This window comes from Pseudoalteromonas luteoviolacea CPMOR-1, assembly GCF_001625685.1.
In the GTDB taxonomy this organism is placed as follows: domain Bacteria; phylum Pseudomonadota; class Gammaproteobacteria; order Enterobacterales; family Alteromonadaceae; genus Pseudoalteromonas; species Pseudoalteromonas luteoviolacea_K.
On the sequence record NZ_AUYC01000021.1, the window covers coordinates 57,041 to 71,660 of the forward strand.

Genomic DNA, 14,620 nt, shown 5'->3' on the forward strand with positions numbered 1-14,620 from the left:
GTTATCTAATTTTTAAAGTGTTATGTTAAGCGTTATCAAAAGCCTAGTTTTAAAGCTATTCCAACCCAAACAAGTCATGCTGCGTCAAAATGGCGAAGTAAGCCTATTGGCTATACCAGCTTGGGTGCAAATCACGATTATAGTATGCCTAATCACAACTTTGGCATGGCTTGGCTTTACAACCTCACAATATTTCACACAAAAAACGCATTTACTTGTACTGTCAGATGAAGTTTCAAGTAAAGAAGCTGCTTTTCTCAGTAAGCAGGCCGCACTTGAAGCGCAACTTGCCCAACAGCAAACACGCATAGCACAGCTCGATGCACAGCATGCAGTACTAAACGAGCTTATGGCTTCGCTCCCCAATACGCTGACTGAAGGTGAGGTGAGTGACACAGCCCCTCCCCCATCAGAATCGCATGGAAATAGCGAAGTGAAAACCGAATCATTAAAGCTGCACGAAGAACATACTGACTCTTTTCATCATCATGCGACAGAACTAAACGACGCACAAAGCCAACTCCTTAACCAATTGCACAATTTGATCGCACGCAGAAATCAAGTTTTACTTGCGGGTATGCAAGAAGCTGGCATCAATGCAAACACCTCAAATGAAGCGCAAGGTGGCCCTTATCACCAGGTTCAAAGTGATAAACTGCCTCAAACGTACCTCAACGCAATTGACAGTTCTGTGCAATTAAACCAACTAGAGCGCTTAGTACAAAAACTACCAGCAAGTATGCCGGTGAAAGAAAACAAATATTATATTTCTAGTGCATTTGGCTATCGAAAAGATCCAATTAACGGTCGCCGCGCCTACCACAAAGGCGTCGATTTAGCTGGGTGGCACAAAACAGAAATCATCGCACCTGCAGATGGTACGGTTATCAGAGCCGGAAAATATGGTGGTTATGGCAAATTTATTGAAATTCAACATGCCAACGGGATCACGACACGTTACGGGCATTTGCATACTATTAAGGTAAAAAAAGGCCAACAAGTTAAGCAATCTGACGTAATTGCATTGATGGGCAGCACAGGAAGAAGCACCAGTACACACTTGCACTACGAAGTATTACAGGATAAAAAGCATATTAACCCTGTTAAACTTGCAAGAGTACTCGAACGTGTTCAATAAATTAAAAAATAATAAATCCTCAGCGCTCTACGTCGCTATGATCTCTCCGAACACCAAAGTCACTGGTGACATTCACTGCGAAGGTGAAATTCAAATTGATGGCATTGTTTCTGGTAACCTCGACGTCGAACACTTAGTAATTGGTGAGCAAGGGACCATTGAGGGTAATATTAAAGCCACACAAGTTCATGTGAAAGGCACTGTCAACGGCTGTATCACTGCACAACAGGTCCGTTTAGAGCCTTCAGCTAAAGTACATGGCGATATCATTCACGATACCTTAAGCATCGAAGCTGGGGCGCATATTGAAGGTCAGCTCACACACAAAACAGACCTTTCAAATGTCACCCCTATTGAAAAACAAGAACAGGCTTAGTTTCTTGCTGTTATATACATTGTCACATCGGCGTGAAACACTTTCACGCCCTCAGCATTAAACAGTTCAACTGGCACTATCAAATCCTCTTTATCTTGCCATTGATGCGGTAATGAGATCACCGCTTCAGCTCGCAAATCACTGTCTGCCTTTTTAAGGTATTGCACTGTCATCCCTTTCGGGATCCATCGATGTGTTTGCACAGGGACTGTCGCGTCAGTAACTACCCCAGCGCATAACTCAGCTAAGTTACATTGTGCAATTGCGTGCACGGTCCCTATATGGTTATGAACCGCTTTGCGATTTGGCATATGGGCACAAATTCGGCCACTACTTAAATGGGTAATTTTAGGTTTAATGGTCGAAAAGTAAGGCGCTCTTTTACATACAGCTTTGCTGAATAGCCAATTACCAAAAGGTAACCAGCTAAATTTTTTATAGGTTTTTAAAAGTGAACTTGCCATAAGTTATCCTGTTTTTTTATCAAACCTAACACATCAGACCAGTTAACACTAGCGTTATTAATTAACACAACGACGAGATTGAACACGGTTGTTTCATGTTAAGCGAGCACGCAAAACAAGCCTCAACCTAAACAGGCAAATACTTAACTTAAAAGAGTAATGATCATGCATAATTCTTACAAAACTCTTTCGATTAATAAAATATTATCGTATTACGGCGATTTGTCCTGTCTTTTTTCCCACCGCACAATACAATAGCGTCGAAAAGGAGACAGCATGCAACAGCACACCAGTAAATCACTTATTTTCATCCTAGCCCTTTTGGTAATATTTTGCCCGCTCGGCATTGATTTGTACTTACCCGCCTTTGTCGATATGCAAAACGCCTTAGCAGTGAGCGAAGCCAAAATCCAGCAGACTGTCAGTATTTATATGCTTGCCGTAGGTCTTGGACAATTAATCGCAGGACCACTCGCAGATAAATATGGGCGAAAGCCAATCGCACTTTCAGGGGTAAGCCTGTTTATGATCGGTGCCGCACTGGCAACCATTGCAGAGTCATGGGAGTCAGTAATGTTTGCTCGAGTACTGCAAGGACTTGGCGCATGCGCTACTTTTGTCAGTGCTTTTGCCATTGTACGTGATAGCTTTGGTAACAAAGGCAGTGGGCAAATGATCACTTATCTAAATGGTATTGTCTGTTTTATCCCAGCACTAGCACCTATTTTAGGTGCGTGGCTCACTACCGAGCTCGGCTGGCGTAGTAACTTCGCATTTTTGTTTGTTTTTGGAGTAGTTGGGCTTATCCTACTGTTTTTTTTCTTTAAAGAGACAAAACCAGAAGACTCCATTTACCAAGGGCACATCTTAGATTTACGCCGGTTTGGGCCTATGATAAGTAATCCGAAGTTCATGTTTAATGCGTCTATCACTATGGTGTGTATGTCTGCCATGCTCGTCTTTGTGGTTGGTGCCCCAGGCTGGATAATGTCTCACTTAAATCTACCTATGGCGGATTTTACTTTCTGGTTTGCACTCAATGCATTCATTAGTATCGTGTCCAGTTTTGTTGCACCTCAATTTATTAAACGCAACAGCCGCCGTGCATTACAATTTGGCTTAACATTATTTTGTGGTGCGGGCATCATCACAGCCGCCCTACCACATACGGGCGCCGCCAATTATATGTTACCAATGTATATCGCCTCTATCGGATTTGCGTTTACCATTGGTGCCGCAGCTGGAAACGCACTGGCTGAGTTTCCAAAACAGGCAGGTACAGCTTCAGCATTGATAGGTCTTATGCAGATGAGTGGCGCTGGACTGCTCGCCGTCTTAACACAGCCACTTGGGCTCATTGCCCCCTTACAATTAACGTTACACCTATGTTTAGGGTTGCCTTTCTTACTACTGCTATTTTCGAAATATAGACAGGCTTTACACAGTGTCAATTAACATGACATTTTTTTCTATTCCGTCGTAAATCTGTCATATGAGAAAGGTAAACTGTTTCTAATAGCTACACAGGCTGTTGTTTGGAAGGCATAGTACTTCTTTTTAGCATTTATTTATATCGAATCAATATCCCCCAACCTTGTTATGCGGGTTTGATAACCCGCATAGTTTTTAAAAATTGCAATAAAACAGTTTCAATCTTTTTCCGAGTGATTAAACTAGCCTCTAACTGTATTACATTTAATCTACTATGCTAAATCCTGAATTTTTAATTTCATTCCTATTTGCAAGCTTCATCATAGCCGTGGCTCCAGGGCCTTCAAATGCATTCTTGATGGCGCAAACCTTTACTCATGGTAAAACGGCTGGTATGCAAAGCGCACTTGGCTTTGCACTCGGTGGAGTGGTACACACTATTTTTGCCGTAATAGGTCTATCTGCTATTTTAAAAGCGTCCGAAACAGCATACACTGCAGTCCAGTATCTCGGTGCTGCATATTTGGCCTACCTAGGGGTCATGACATTCAAAGCCACCATGTCCAAAACAAATGAAGATCAAACTGAAAGTGAAGATAGCACAGCAAGTAAATCAAATAAGAATGTAACTTTTCAAGCCATGATGACCGAAGTACTCAACCCGAAGGTCGCACTCTTTTTTATCGCCTTTATTCCGCAATTTGTCGATACTAGTTTAGATACTTCTACAACCGTTCAGTTGGCATTATTTGGTCTGCTCTACCCGATATTGGCTTTCCCTGTAGACTGTGTGTATGTGTATGGTGGAGATAAGATTGCTGGGTATTTTCGCACGCACCCCAATGCGCCTATTTGGATAGATAGAATGTCAGCAGCCATCTTTATCGCATTAGCTGTGAACCTCCTACTGTAAGGAAAGATATGAAATTTACAAAGGTAAACATACCTGCTAAAAAACACATCGCGCTAGTTGCTCATGACGGTAAAAAAGCAGCAATGGTAACGTGGTGTCAAGCACACACAACGACACTACAACAGCATATATTAAGTGCCACAGGAACAACCGGTGCACTTATTAAATCTAAAACAGGATTGACAGTGTCACCACTCCTCAGTGGACCTATGGGTGGAGATCAACAAATTGGCGCAAAAATCGCTGAGCAGCAAATTGACATGCTGATATTCTTTTGGGATCCCCTTTCATCTCAGCCTCACGACCCTGATGTAAAAGCGTTATTACGGCTGGCCGCCGTATGGAATATCCCAGTGGCATGCAATGAAGCCAGCGCAGATATGCTGCTGACTTCAACTTTTATGAATGAAGAATTGCCAAGAGCTCAGCCTGACTACTCAGATTATATTGCTACCAGAAGTCGCTAGCGATAAATGCGCTCAGCCCACTTAGTAAGCCCTGCGGTGACGCTACCAAAGTTGTCACCATTCAACATAGGAATATCTCCCAATGCCGCTTGTAATGCATTTTTCAGCAAAGGTGATTGCGCACTCCCCCCTGTAAGATAAATGATATCTGGCCGAGTACCCGCATCCAAAATCGCTTGCTCAGCAAGTGAAACCACTTGCTGCAAACTCGTATCAATGGAGTCTGTTAACTGCATAAGATCGATATCTTGCTGCAGGGCCTGCTCGATAAATGATAAATCGACTTGGTGAGAGCTGACTTCACTCAGTGCTATTTTCGCAAGTTCCGCTTGCCTAACAAACTGATGAGTCATCTTGTTTTCTTGGATCACTTGTAAGCGCTTTAGCTTATCTGGTTCGCAGACATCACGCAGCATCGCCTTCAACTCTCGGCTAAATCCAGCACTATAAAACTCACTCTGTAATTGGATGTCATTGATTTTACATGCTTGCCAAAACGCCTGCTTAGGCAGCGGAAGCCCCGATTTAAACTGTCCACCTAGACCACATACTGGCATTAATTTATGAAAAGCCAGTGCAATATCTAAATCATTTCCACCAATACGCTTACCCGTGTGCGCCAAAAAGTGTGTACTACGATCAGCACATTCTCTATAACTTGGCCCCATTTGCACAAATGAGCAATCGCTTGTTCCGCCACCAATATCTACAACAAGCACTTTTTGGTCCTGTTGTAGATCTGACTCAAAGTCGATACCTGCAGCCAATGGCTCATATAAAAACTCGACATCCGTAAAGCCAGCTCGTTTTGCCGCTGTGGTCAAAATAGACAGCGCCTGTTGATTACTCTGCTCTCCACCTACAGCCTGGAAGTTGACCGGTCGACCGATCACGGTATGGGTGAGCGATACCCCCAAGTGACGTTCAGCGCGTGCTTTAAGCTCCATAATCATGGTCGTTGCAATATCTTCAAAAAACGCGATTTGTTCAGGCTTAAGTCCAATCGCACCAAAAAAAGATTTTGGAGATTTAACGAAATACCCCTCTTCTGGCATAGAAATGTATTCTTCAATCGCTTCTTGGCCAACAAATACACCACTTTCTTGAGGCATCAAATCCAGGTCGCTACGAGCAAATTGTGCACTTTTCAAGATGCCATTTCTCTGCGCTCTGTATTCTGATTGCGCACTCTGTTGAATGCCTTTTGCAACATAATCAGAGATCAATGAATTATGAAGCGCATATAGCGTTGAAGGAAGGTAATGTTTTGAGTTTTCCAAAGGCACCAGCTGCACAACCCCTGAACGCATCACACCCATCGCACAATTTGAGCTACCATAATCAAATCCAACGACCATTCTTACCTCACATTCACTACAAAAAAGGACGAAATTTACCATAGCTCATTAAGATTTGAAAGAAAATCGCCCTTATAACGACCTACGGATCCTTAAGAAACTAGCAAATCTCGGTTTTCCATATCGAGTAAGGCCTTGATACTGAAACGTAATTGTACTGCCAATGGGTGGAGGAGACTTACGCAGTTCATCTGTAAAACCGGTGCCAATATTAAACGTTACTCCTTCCATCGTTTTTACCGTAATCGCGCCCATCATACCTTGATACTTACCTTTTCCAGGTAAATGCGCCATCACGATAGCTTCCGCATCAAACTTCGGCTTATATTTCAGTATCTGTGCTGTTCTGCCAGCCTGATGGGTTGCTTGTTTTTCATGTAACATCACCCCTTCCCCACCTCTTAGTAGAACCTGATTATAAAAGTCGTCTAATTGCGCTTTGGTTTTAAAATGATGCTGTGGGATAGGCTTAATATGAATGCTGTGTAAACCGTTGACAATACCTTGGTATTTTTGAAAACGTTGCTCAAATGTCAGCATCGGATCTGGGGCATCAAAAATAAGGTAATGGACCTGTTGCCAATTGTTATGATCTGGCACTTTCCTGCGCACTAAACTACTGACAAACGCAAAATTGTTATACCCTGCCCATAACTCTCCATCTAACCAACGATTAGGTAGTACAGCAATAAACCATTTCGGGGCATGAATAATACGTCCAGTGCGGGTTTTAAGCTGCTTCCCATCCCAGATTGCACGCACGCCATCGTACTTTTCACTGACCAAGTATGCGCTCACTGGCTTTTGTTGATCATATACTTTGGCAAGTTGAACATCTGGTGCAGAATTTGAAAAAGAAGACAGGCTGGCGAAAAAAACAATGACTGTAAACAGCCAAAAAAAGACGTGTTTCATGCTACTTTCCTTTGCAGATAAAAACAAACAATAAAAGCCATCACGATTAAAACCTCTTATTCGTGTTTTAATGGCTCTTATTTAAAGTAGCATCTTTAATGAACTTGTACAGTTTAGCTTGGTTTTACTATGTCCTGCCACATTGCCGCCAAGCTTTCACATTGCCACGCTGCTTTTGAAAAGTCTTGCCCTACTGAGTGTAAATGTGAGATCACCACTGTTTTTAGCCCTGCTGAGGCGGCAGATGTGAGTCCTGTTTGTGAATCTTCAACTGCAATGGCATCTTGTGCACTAATATTAAGTTTAGCCATTGCCAAACAATAGGGTTCAGGATGCGGTTTAGGATCAGTCACATCATCTTTACAGACAATGCACTCAAAAAACTCTAATAAACCATAATATGTTAGCACGGGCAGAGCTTCATCTCGTGTGCTGCCAGTGACCAATGCCAATTTGTAATGCTGAGAACAAAGAGAAAGGACATCGATAGCATGTGGCATCAGCTTAGGCTTATGACTGGCCGCGGTCTCAATAAATTGAAGGTTTTTTAGCTTCGCGAGTTCAGTCCCTGACTGAGAAAGATTATAGCGCTGCTGCAAAATATGACCAGTTTTGACAGTTGGCACACCTGAGAATTCATCACAAAATTCAGCTTCGCTAATCAAGATATCATAGGGTGCCAACACCTTACACCAACTGGCGTAATGGAGCGTCTCTGAGTCTACCAACGTACCATCAAAATCGAATAATATTGCCTGTAAACCCATAAACACTCCTTATTTTTAATTAACCTTTTAATGCAGTTGGTGGTTCTGCATACGCTTCTTCGCCTGTATCTAATTCTACTAATTCATAACCACGTTGTTTGCGAACAACTTTTAATACTGGCTTTTCAAAAGCAGACTTTAACCTATCAGCATCCGCTTGCAATTCTTCAATTGTATGACCAAAAGGAGCGGCACCTGTCTCTGACCAATTAGTCACCTTACCATTGATATTGTATTCAACTTCATGAATTTGGTATAGCGGTGACTCACTATCTTTACCTTCACAAAAAATCACGCGATAGTTCCAAAATCCAGACATGTTTGACTCCTCTTACTTAAACTACGATGCGACTGTATCAGCTAATTCAGACAGTTGCATTAAAGAAATAAAAAACCCGTGTTATTTATCCAATAACACGGGTTTAAAAAGTTATCTATTCACTTCAACTAATAATTAAAAGAAGCGAACCTTGAACTCAGCACCAATGAAGCGCTCTTCATTTAACATACCAGTGTTGTTATTGAAATCTACACCACCGATAACAACTTGCTCATCAAACAAGTTGCGTACAAATACAGAAGTTTCGTATTCGTTGTCACCAGACGCCCATGCATAACCCGCTCTTACGCCTGTTTCAAATAAGGCTTTGCCTTCAAATTCAACTGATTCATATAAGAAGAAGTTGATTTTGCTACGGTAAGAAGTATCTGCGTATACGAAGAAGTCGCCGCCTTCTAGCTCTTTAGTGTAACGAAGCGTTGCATTTGCAATCCACTCTGGTGCATGTGGCAGGCTATTACCATCTAACTGATACAAACCGGCTGCATTCTTTGTATTTGTGATAGTACACTGTGCACAACCTTGAATAGCTAGATTTGGATCATCGATCTCTGTTTTATTATAGCTCAAGTTAAAGGTTGCATTTAGTTCATCAGTTAGCACCCATTCAGTGTCTAATTCAAAACCATAACCAGTTGTTTTATCAGCGTTAACTAGACGGTTGAAGTTTGCACCACCACCTACAGCTGTCAATTGTTGGTCATTCATTTGGTAGTAGAACACGGTACCATTTACACGTCCCTGACCGTCTAGCACATCTGATTTAACACCAAACTCAATCGAGTTAGTTGTTTCTGACTCAGCGACTGTTACGTCATCACCAAATAGGATACGACCCTGAACACTTGGCGCACGGAAACCATTAGCCAAACGACCGAATAAGTTAACGTCGTCAGTTAACTTATACGTTGCACTTAAGTCCCAGCTTACATGACTATCACTTGGATTAGCAGTGCCTACGATAGAATCAGCAGCACCTACAGGGCTCTTCGTTCGTTCCGCACGGAACTCTTTCTCGTCATCAGAGTAGCGAAGACCTAAAGTGACATCTAATTTATCAGACACCGTGTAATCAAAAGAACCAAACACAGCCCACGCAGATGTCTCTTGGTTTTGAACTGCATAACCGTTTTGCAAGCCGAAGTTTCCAGCTGCTGCGTCGAATGCTAATGTATCAAAGCTATAACTTTCAATGGTCATTTCTTCATCAAATAAGAACACACCAACTTGGTAATTAAAATCACCAGAATAGTTGCTTGATAAACGCAGTTCTTGTGTGTATTGATCGTGTTCAGGTAATGCATCAGCAGTTTCAGATGGGAAGAAAATCACACCAGGTCCCTGCACTGGAAGGAAGGCAGCACCATAACCACCATCTACATCTGCACGAGAGTATATCTCAGCGCTTTCCCATGCTGTGATTGACGTCACAGTGTGCTCAGCAAGATCCCACTCTAATTTTAAACTCAGGCCTTGCGTTTCAACTTGCTGTGTTGCGCGAGATGAAGCATCATGGTAAACAACATCATTATCATAAACAGGGTTGATGTTATTTGAACCTTGCTCGATTAAGTTCGCACGGAAAGGAATTGGACGACCATCAAGGTCACGAACGTGGTAGTTTAACAAACCTGTAAAATCATCACCTTCGTATAAAAATTGAATACGCGCTGCCTTTTCGCTGTAACCGCCTAATGAGTCGTCTTTAGCAAACTCATTTGTCACCCCTTCTGGAGAGCGCACATCGATATAATCTGGCTGCTCTTGCCATAAGACAGATACACGTGTAGAAATTTTGTCAGTTAAACCTGTACTTACAGCGCCTTCGAAGTCAACAGACTCACGGCTACCATATGATACTGACGCGTAGCCATCAAATTCTTGGCTTGGTTTTACAGAATCAAATTTAACAAGACCTGCTGGCGTGTTACGACCAAATAAAGTGCCCTGAGGGCCACGTAATACTTCGATACGCTCAATATCAAAAACAGGGAAACCTTTTAAGATAGGGTTTTCTTGAACAACTTCGTCAACCACAAGTGATACTGGCTGAGATGCATTCAGATCGAAATCGGTGTTACCAAGACCGCGGACATAAAAGCGCGGGAATGTACGTCCAAACGAAGATTCAACCGATAAGCTCGGGATCTTAGCGTTCATAAAGCGGATATCCATACCAGCAGAACTATAGGCGTCTAAATTATCACCTTGTAAGGCAGACACTGAAACCGGCACTTCTTGTGCGTTTTCAACACGTTTACGTGCGGTGATTTGAATCACTTCCAGTTGATTGCTTTTTGCTTGCTCTTCTTCAGCTAGCGTAGTGAATGAAGTACCTGCCACAGCAGAGAACAACGTTGCATTGATTAAAGTTGCTAACGTAGATCTTTTCATTGCTTTCATGTTGGTTTTTGACCTTATTAATGCACTCTTTGAGTTCAACGGTATATTTGGGCGCCGTATCACATTGGCTATGGCGTTCAATTTTGCGCGTTGATGACAAACAACGCGGACCTCGATCTCGAGAGTGCAAAACGACGAAACGAGGCTGAACGCGACGGGCGTAATTATAGCAGCATATTTTTAAAATGCTTCAAATAAACACATAAATTACACACATTTTTACAACGTTCGACGACGTTAGGTCAAATTTAACAACTTTTAGCTACAAAAAGCGGACATTTGTCCTTATAAACTGTTCAATACTGTGTTTCAGAAAATATTTTTTACCCAATTAGTATACAAAAGATCAATATTTCATTGATAAAGCAAAAAAGAGACGATTTAGTCTCTGCTTAATAAAACTGAAATAAAATAAGTTTACACAAGTTACCATCGCCCAAAATGGTAACCGGTGTCATGAAAGCTTTGTTATCTTATCGAACTGTGAATTGAGATGAGAGGACATTAGACCTCTGCTCTTACATTACGATAAGTACACAGTAAGAACACACGTACGACCAAAAGTTCAAAGACGATGAAGATTAATTTTTTTGAATTATGAAAATAAAACGTGGGGTGACGCTGTCTGCTTAAATACAAAGCCGAATGCACCTCACAAGGTGCTTTTTTCCATTGCAGACGAATTGATATCAGCTAATGGGCGAATGAAGCCCTTTGTAACTAGACTTATGTGTTTTCGGACAGTATTCGATAACCGCAACGCCTGCCGTTGGAAAAATTGGCATTTCACCTGGCACAAGCTGATCAACCATATAACTCACAATCGGCATATGAGCCACAATTAGCCAATTATCTATTTCATCATGCATACTGATCAGCGTTTCGAGATAATCAACAGCAAAAGATGCGCTGCCACTGGGGATCACATCGTTACAGGTTTCTGCAAATACAAAGTTGTTACTTTGCTTAACCGCTTCAGCTGTTTGTTGTGCCCGAGCATAAGGGCTAACAAGTATGGCACTTGGCTGATAAGACTGAAATAACCATTTACCCATTTCGATCGCTTGCGTTTTTCCTCGCTCAGTCAACAAACGAGCTGCATCATCTGCCTGCATTGGACCGGCTTCACCATGACGCATTATCAATATTGTTTTCATAGCTCTCCGAAAAGTATTGGTTTTTTATCTCTATTCAGTAGTAAACCTAGTTGCATGTCCGCTATATTAAAACAAAATACTTAGAACTGGTAAGTGGTTTACTACTTTTAAGACTGTCTCACTTATTATATCGGCGGCGTAAACTTGAAATTAAGCAACAATGATAATAAACAATATAAGCATGTAACACTGGACAATGGTCTTAGGGTTTTACTCATAACCGACCCTAGTAGTGAGAAGTCCGCAGCCTCTTTGACAATTAATGTAGGTCACTTCGACGATCCTGTTGGTCGTCAAGGCATGGCCCACTTCATTGAGCATATGCTGTTTTTAGGTACAGAGCAATACCCAATTAAGGGAGAATTCTCACAAATTGTTAGCCAAAGTGGAGGAAACAGTAACGCTTGGACGGGCACAGAGCACACTTGCTACTTTTTTGACTGTCTCAGTCCCAAGCTAGACCACCTACTGTCGCGTTTTTCTGATTTTTTCATAGCCCCCTTGTTTGAGCAAAGTGCTTTGAATGATGAGCGCAATGCCATTGATGCTGAGTTTAATCTAAAAGTCAAAGATGATAATCGTAGAATTATTCAAGCCCACAAAGAGACAGCAAATCCAGCGCACCCTTTTACCAAATTTTCAGTCGGCAATCATGATACTTTAGGTGATAGCCATGGCGATATTAGACAAGAAATCATCCGCTTTTTTCAACAGCATTATCAAGCGCAATGGATGACATTGGTCATTGCTGGCCCCCAACCTAGCGACGAGCTGGAAAACCTTGCTTCTACCTATTTTTCCGCTATCCAAGGCAATATCAAACATCTCAAGCCGAAAATATCTTCGCCTTTCTATCGTGCAGAAGACCTTGGGATTAAATTACATATTAAACCAAGAAAACATTTACAAAAACTCATCGTTAGCTTTGCCATGCCTAACATTGACGAACTTTATCGCTATAAAAGTCTAAGCTTTTTAGCACATTTACTGGGGTATGAAGGCGAAGGGTCGCTCTATGCAATACTTAAGAAAAATGGCTGGATAAATGCGTTGTCTGCAGGTGGCGGCGTCAACGGTAGTAACTTTAAAGATTTTAATATTAGCTTTGCTTTAACAGACTTGGGGATAGAGTTTTATGAAGACATCGTCGAACTCTTATTTGAATACATTAGCTTGATAAAAGCACAACAGCATGTACTTCCTGCATTATATGCGGACAAAAAACAACTGATGGAATTAGCTTTCGATAACCAAGAAGTGAATAAGCTCATTGATTGGGTTAGTAATGTGAGTGTGAATATGCATCATTACAGTGAGGAGTACACACTTTACGGCGATTACTGTATGGAGTGCTTTAACCAAGCTCTTCACGATGAGTTAATAGGTTACCTGTGCCCTAATAATATGCGGCTGGTTTTAATACACCCCACAGCAATCGATGAAGAAGGCGCTGTCAATAAAGTCGCGAAATGGTACAACACACCTTACCAAGTCGCGCAAATAGATAGAGAGTGGCTTGAAGCTCTGTCACGCGTTCACGAGCCATTGCCAGAAATGCGCCTCCCCAATGTCAATCCGTATCTCAGTGACGACAATACTCTACATGATATCGAGTCCACCACTCATATTCCCACCCAATTGCAAGACAGACCGGGATTCGCTTTTTGGTTTAAGCAAGATGCAACATTTAGAGTAACGAAAGGGCATTTCTATCTCGAGCTCGATTCTGAAGCCTCTATCGAGAGTCACAAAGCCATGGCACTTACACGGCTATTTGCTGATTTATTTATGGACAGCGTTGCAGAGCAATTTTATTCAGCAGAATTAGCGGGACTTAGTTATCACTTAACATCCCATCAAGGCGGCTTAACACTGCATACAGCAGGGCTATCATCTTGCCAACTCAAATTGGCATCTCAACTTGTCGAAGCGCTACAAAAACAGCCGATCAGTGCCGCTCGATTTGCAGAATATAAAAAGCAACTGATACGCCACTGGCAAAACCACAATAAAAATAAACCCGTCAGTGAACTATTCAGTCTTTTAGGGGCCAAGCTCATGCCATGGAACCCGACACCTAATGATCTCGCAAAAGCACTACAAAACGTCTGCTTTAATGAATTTAATTCATTTCGAGATTCATTTTTTACCTCCATCCATGCAAAAGCATTTTTGCATGGTAATTGGCAACAGCAGCATGCCCTTGGTATTAAACAGCAACTCCTATGTAACTTTGCCAAAAGTGAAATCTTAGAGGATTTAAAAAAGCCATTAAATACAATTAATGAGTTCTACGAGGCGTCATTTATCAATGAACAGAATGAACATGCGTTTGTACACTATATTCAAGCGCCGAGTCAGAGTGTGCAAGATAAAATCAAAATCATGGCGTTTAATCAATTGGTCAGTCAGCTCTATTTTGAAAAACTTAGGACAGAACGCCAACTTGGCTATTTGGTCGGCGCGGGTTATGCGCCATTCAATACTCGGGCAGGCATTGCTTTCTATATTCAGTCACCCAAATTTAATAGTAAAGAGCTACTTCAACAGCACCAACTGTTCCTAGCTGATTTTGTTGACAATATCGACTCTATGGATGGCATTCATTGGCGAGATGTCAAATCCAGTCTTCAGTCACAAATCGCAGAAAAAGATAAAAACCTGCGTCTACGATCTCAACGTTTTTGGATAGCCATCGGTAATGAAGATCATACATTTTCAATGCAAACTCAATTATTGGAGGCTTTGGACAAACTCACATTTACTGAGCTCAAAGCGTTTATCGCTGACGTTACCGAGCAAAGCTTTCCCAGCATTACATTGCGTATCAATTAACAATTAACTAGAGGCTGAGACGATATTTATTTTTGCTATCGCTCTTAGCCTCCCCC

The 14,620-nt window shown here is 41.8% G+C and carries 13 protein-coding genes; 6 read left to right on the forward strand and 7 right to left on the reverse strand.

The features are described from left to right. Positions 1-22 precede the first annotated feature (22 nt). On the forward strand, positions 23-1,138 hold the full coding sequence (locus N473_RS08495; protein WP_063367538.1) for a M23 family metallopeptidase: 1,116 nt from the start codon (positions 23-25) through the stop codon (positions 1,136-1,138). Then, the gene (locus N473_RS08500) at positions 1,128-1,514 is read left to right on the forward strand and encodes a bactofilin family protein (RefSeq protein WP_063367539.1); all 387 of its coding nucleotides are present in this window, start codon (positions 1,128-1,130) and stop codon (positions 1,512-1,514) included. Before N473_RS08495 ends, N473_RS08500 begins: the two co-directional genes overlap by 11 nt. On the opposite strand, the gene N473_RS08505 is transcribed toward N473_RS08500, so the two are convergent. Continuing rightward, positions 1,511-1,978, reverse strand: coding sequence for a hotdog fold domain-containing protein (locus N473_RS08505; protein ID WP_063367540.1), 468 nt, complete (start codon positions 1,976-1,978; stop codon positions 1,511-1,513). The genes N473_RS08500 and N473_RS08505 overlap by 4 nt on opposite strands. Positions 1,979-2,254: 276 nt before the next feature. Here N473_RS08505 and N473_RS08510 point away from each other — a divergent pair, with 276 nt between their 5' ends. The 3 genes from N473_RS08510 to N473_RS08520 all read left to right on the forward strand — a co-directional run bounded on the left by N473_RS08510 (position 2,255) and on the right by N473_RS08520 (position 4,789). After that, the gene (locus tag N473_RS08510) at positions 2,255-3,433 is read left to right on the forward strand and encodes a multidrug effflux MFS transporter (RefSeq protein ID WP_063367541.1); all 1,179 of its coding nucleotides are present in this window, start codon (positions 2,255-2,257) and stop codon (positions 3,431-3,433) included. A gap of 250 nt (positions 3,434-3,683) precedes the next feature. After that, positions 3,684-4,322, forward strand: coding sequence for a LysE family translocator (locus N473_RS08515; protein ID WP_063367542.1), 639 nt, complete (start codon positions 3,684-3,686; stop codon positions 4,320-4,322). Positions 4,323-4,330: 8 nt separating this feature from the next. After that, entirely contained in the window at positions 4,331-4,789 is a 459-nt protein-coding gene (locus N473_RS08520) for a methylglyoxal synthase (protein WP_063367543.1), read from the forward strand. On the opposite strand, the gene yegD is transcribed toward N473_RS08520, so the two are convergent. The 6 genes from yegD to sixA form a co-directional block, all read right to left on the reverse strand. Beyond that, positions 4,786-6,147 (reverse strand): molecular chaperone, encoded by a 1,362-nt coding sequence (gene yegD / locus N473_RS08525; protein WP_063367544.1) that lies wholly within the window; start codon positions 6,145-6,147, stop codon positions 4,786-4,788. The genes N473_RS08520 and yegD overlap by 4 nt on opposite strands. Before the next feature lie 72 nt (positions 6,148-6,219). Further along, positions 6,220-7,062 carry a DNA ligase gene (locus N473_RS08530; RefSeq protein ID WP_063367545.1) on the reverse strand — a complete coding sequence of 281 codons (843 nt, stop codon included), beginning with the start codon at positions 7,060-7,062 and terminating at the stop codon, positions 6,220-6,222. Between the two features lie 113 nt (positions 7,063-7,175). After that, positions 7,176-7,829: an HAD family hydrolase gene (locus N473_RS08535; RefSeq protein WP_063367546.1), complete on the reverse strand. Its 654-nt coding sequence runs from the start codon at positions 7,827-7,829 to the stop codon at positions 7,176-7,178. A gap of 19 nt (positions 7,830-7,848) precedes the next feature. Continuing rightward, positions 7,849-8,148 (reverse strand): hypothetical protein, encoded by a 300-nt coding sequence (locus N473_RS08540; RefSeq protein ID WP_039611567.1) that lies wholly within the window; start codon positions 8,146-8,148, stop codon positions 7,849-7,851. 135 nt (positions 8,149-8,283) lie between these two features. Further along, entirely contained in the window at positions 8,284-10,572 is a 2,289-nt protein-coding gene (locus tag N473_RS08545; protein WP_063367547.1) for a TonB-dependent receptor, read from the reverse strand. 689 nt (positions 10,573-11,261) lie between these two features. Then, on the reverse strand, positions 11,262-11,729 hold the full coding sequence (gene sixA, locus N473_RS08550) for a phosphohistidine phosphatase SixA (protein ID WP_063367548.1): 468 nt from the start codon (positions 11,727-11,729) through the stop codon (positions 11,262-11,264). Between the two features lie 144 nt (positions 11,730-11,873). Here sixA and N473_RS08555 point away from each other — a divergent pair, with 144 nt between their 5' ends. Further along, a complete protein-coding gene (locus tag N473_RS08555; RefSeq protein ID WP_063367549.1) occupies positions 11,874-14,564 on the forward strand; it encodes an insulinase family protein in 2,691 nt (896 codons plus the stop codon). Positions 14,565-14,620 lie beyond the last annotated feature (56 nt).

Coding starts and splice junctions, on each gene's coding strand:
- N473_RS08495 (WP_063367538.1), top strand. CDS start 23: ATGTTAAGCGTTATCAAAAGCCTAGTTTTAAAGCTATTCCAACCCAAA.
- N473_RS08505 (WP_063367540.1), bottom strand. CDS start 1,978: ATGGCAAGTTCACTTTTAAAAACCTATAAAAAATTTAGCTGGTTACCT.
- N473_RS08510 (WP_063367541.1), top strand. CDS start 2,255: ATGCAACAGCACACCAGTAAATCACTTATTTTCATCCTAGCCCTTTTG.
- N473_RS08515 (WP_063367542.1), top strand. CDS start 3,684: ATGCTAAATCCTGAATTTTTAATTTCATTCCTATTTGCAAGCTTCATC.
- N473_RS08520 (WP_063367543.1), top strand. CDS start 4,331: ATGAAATTTACAAAGGTAAACATACCTGCTAAAAAACACATCGCGCTA.
- yegD (WP_063367544.1), bottom strand. CDS start 6,147: ATGGTCGTTGGATTTGATTATGGTAGCTCAAATTGTGCGATGGGTGTG.
- N473_RS08530 (WP_063367545.1), bottom strand. CDS start 7,062: ATGAAACACGTCTTTTTTTGGCTGTTTACAGTCATTGTTTTTTTCGCC.
- N473_RS08535 (WP_063367546.1), bottom strand. CDS start 7,829: ATGGGTTTACAGGCAATATTATTCGATTTTGATGGTACGTTGGTAGAC.
- N473_RS08540 (WP_039611567.1), bottom strand. CDS start 8,148: ATGTCTGGATTTTGGAACTATCGCGTGATTTTTTGTGAAGGTAAAGAT.
- N473_RS08545 (WP_063367547.1), bottom strand. CDS start 10,572: ATGAAAGCAATGAAAAGATCTACGTTAGCAACTTTAATCAATGCAACG.
- sixA (WP_063367548.1), bottom strand. CDS start 11,729: ATGAAAACAATATTGATAATGCGTCATGGTGAAGCCGGTCCAATGCAG.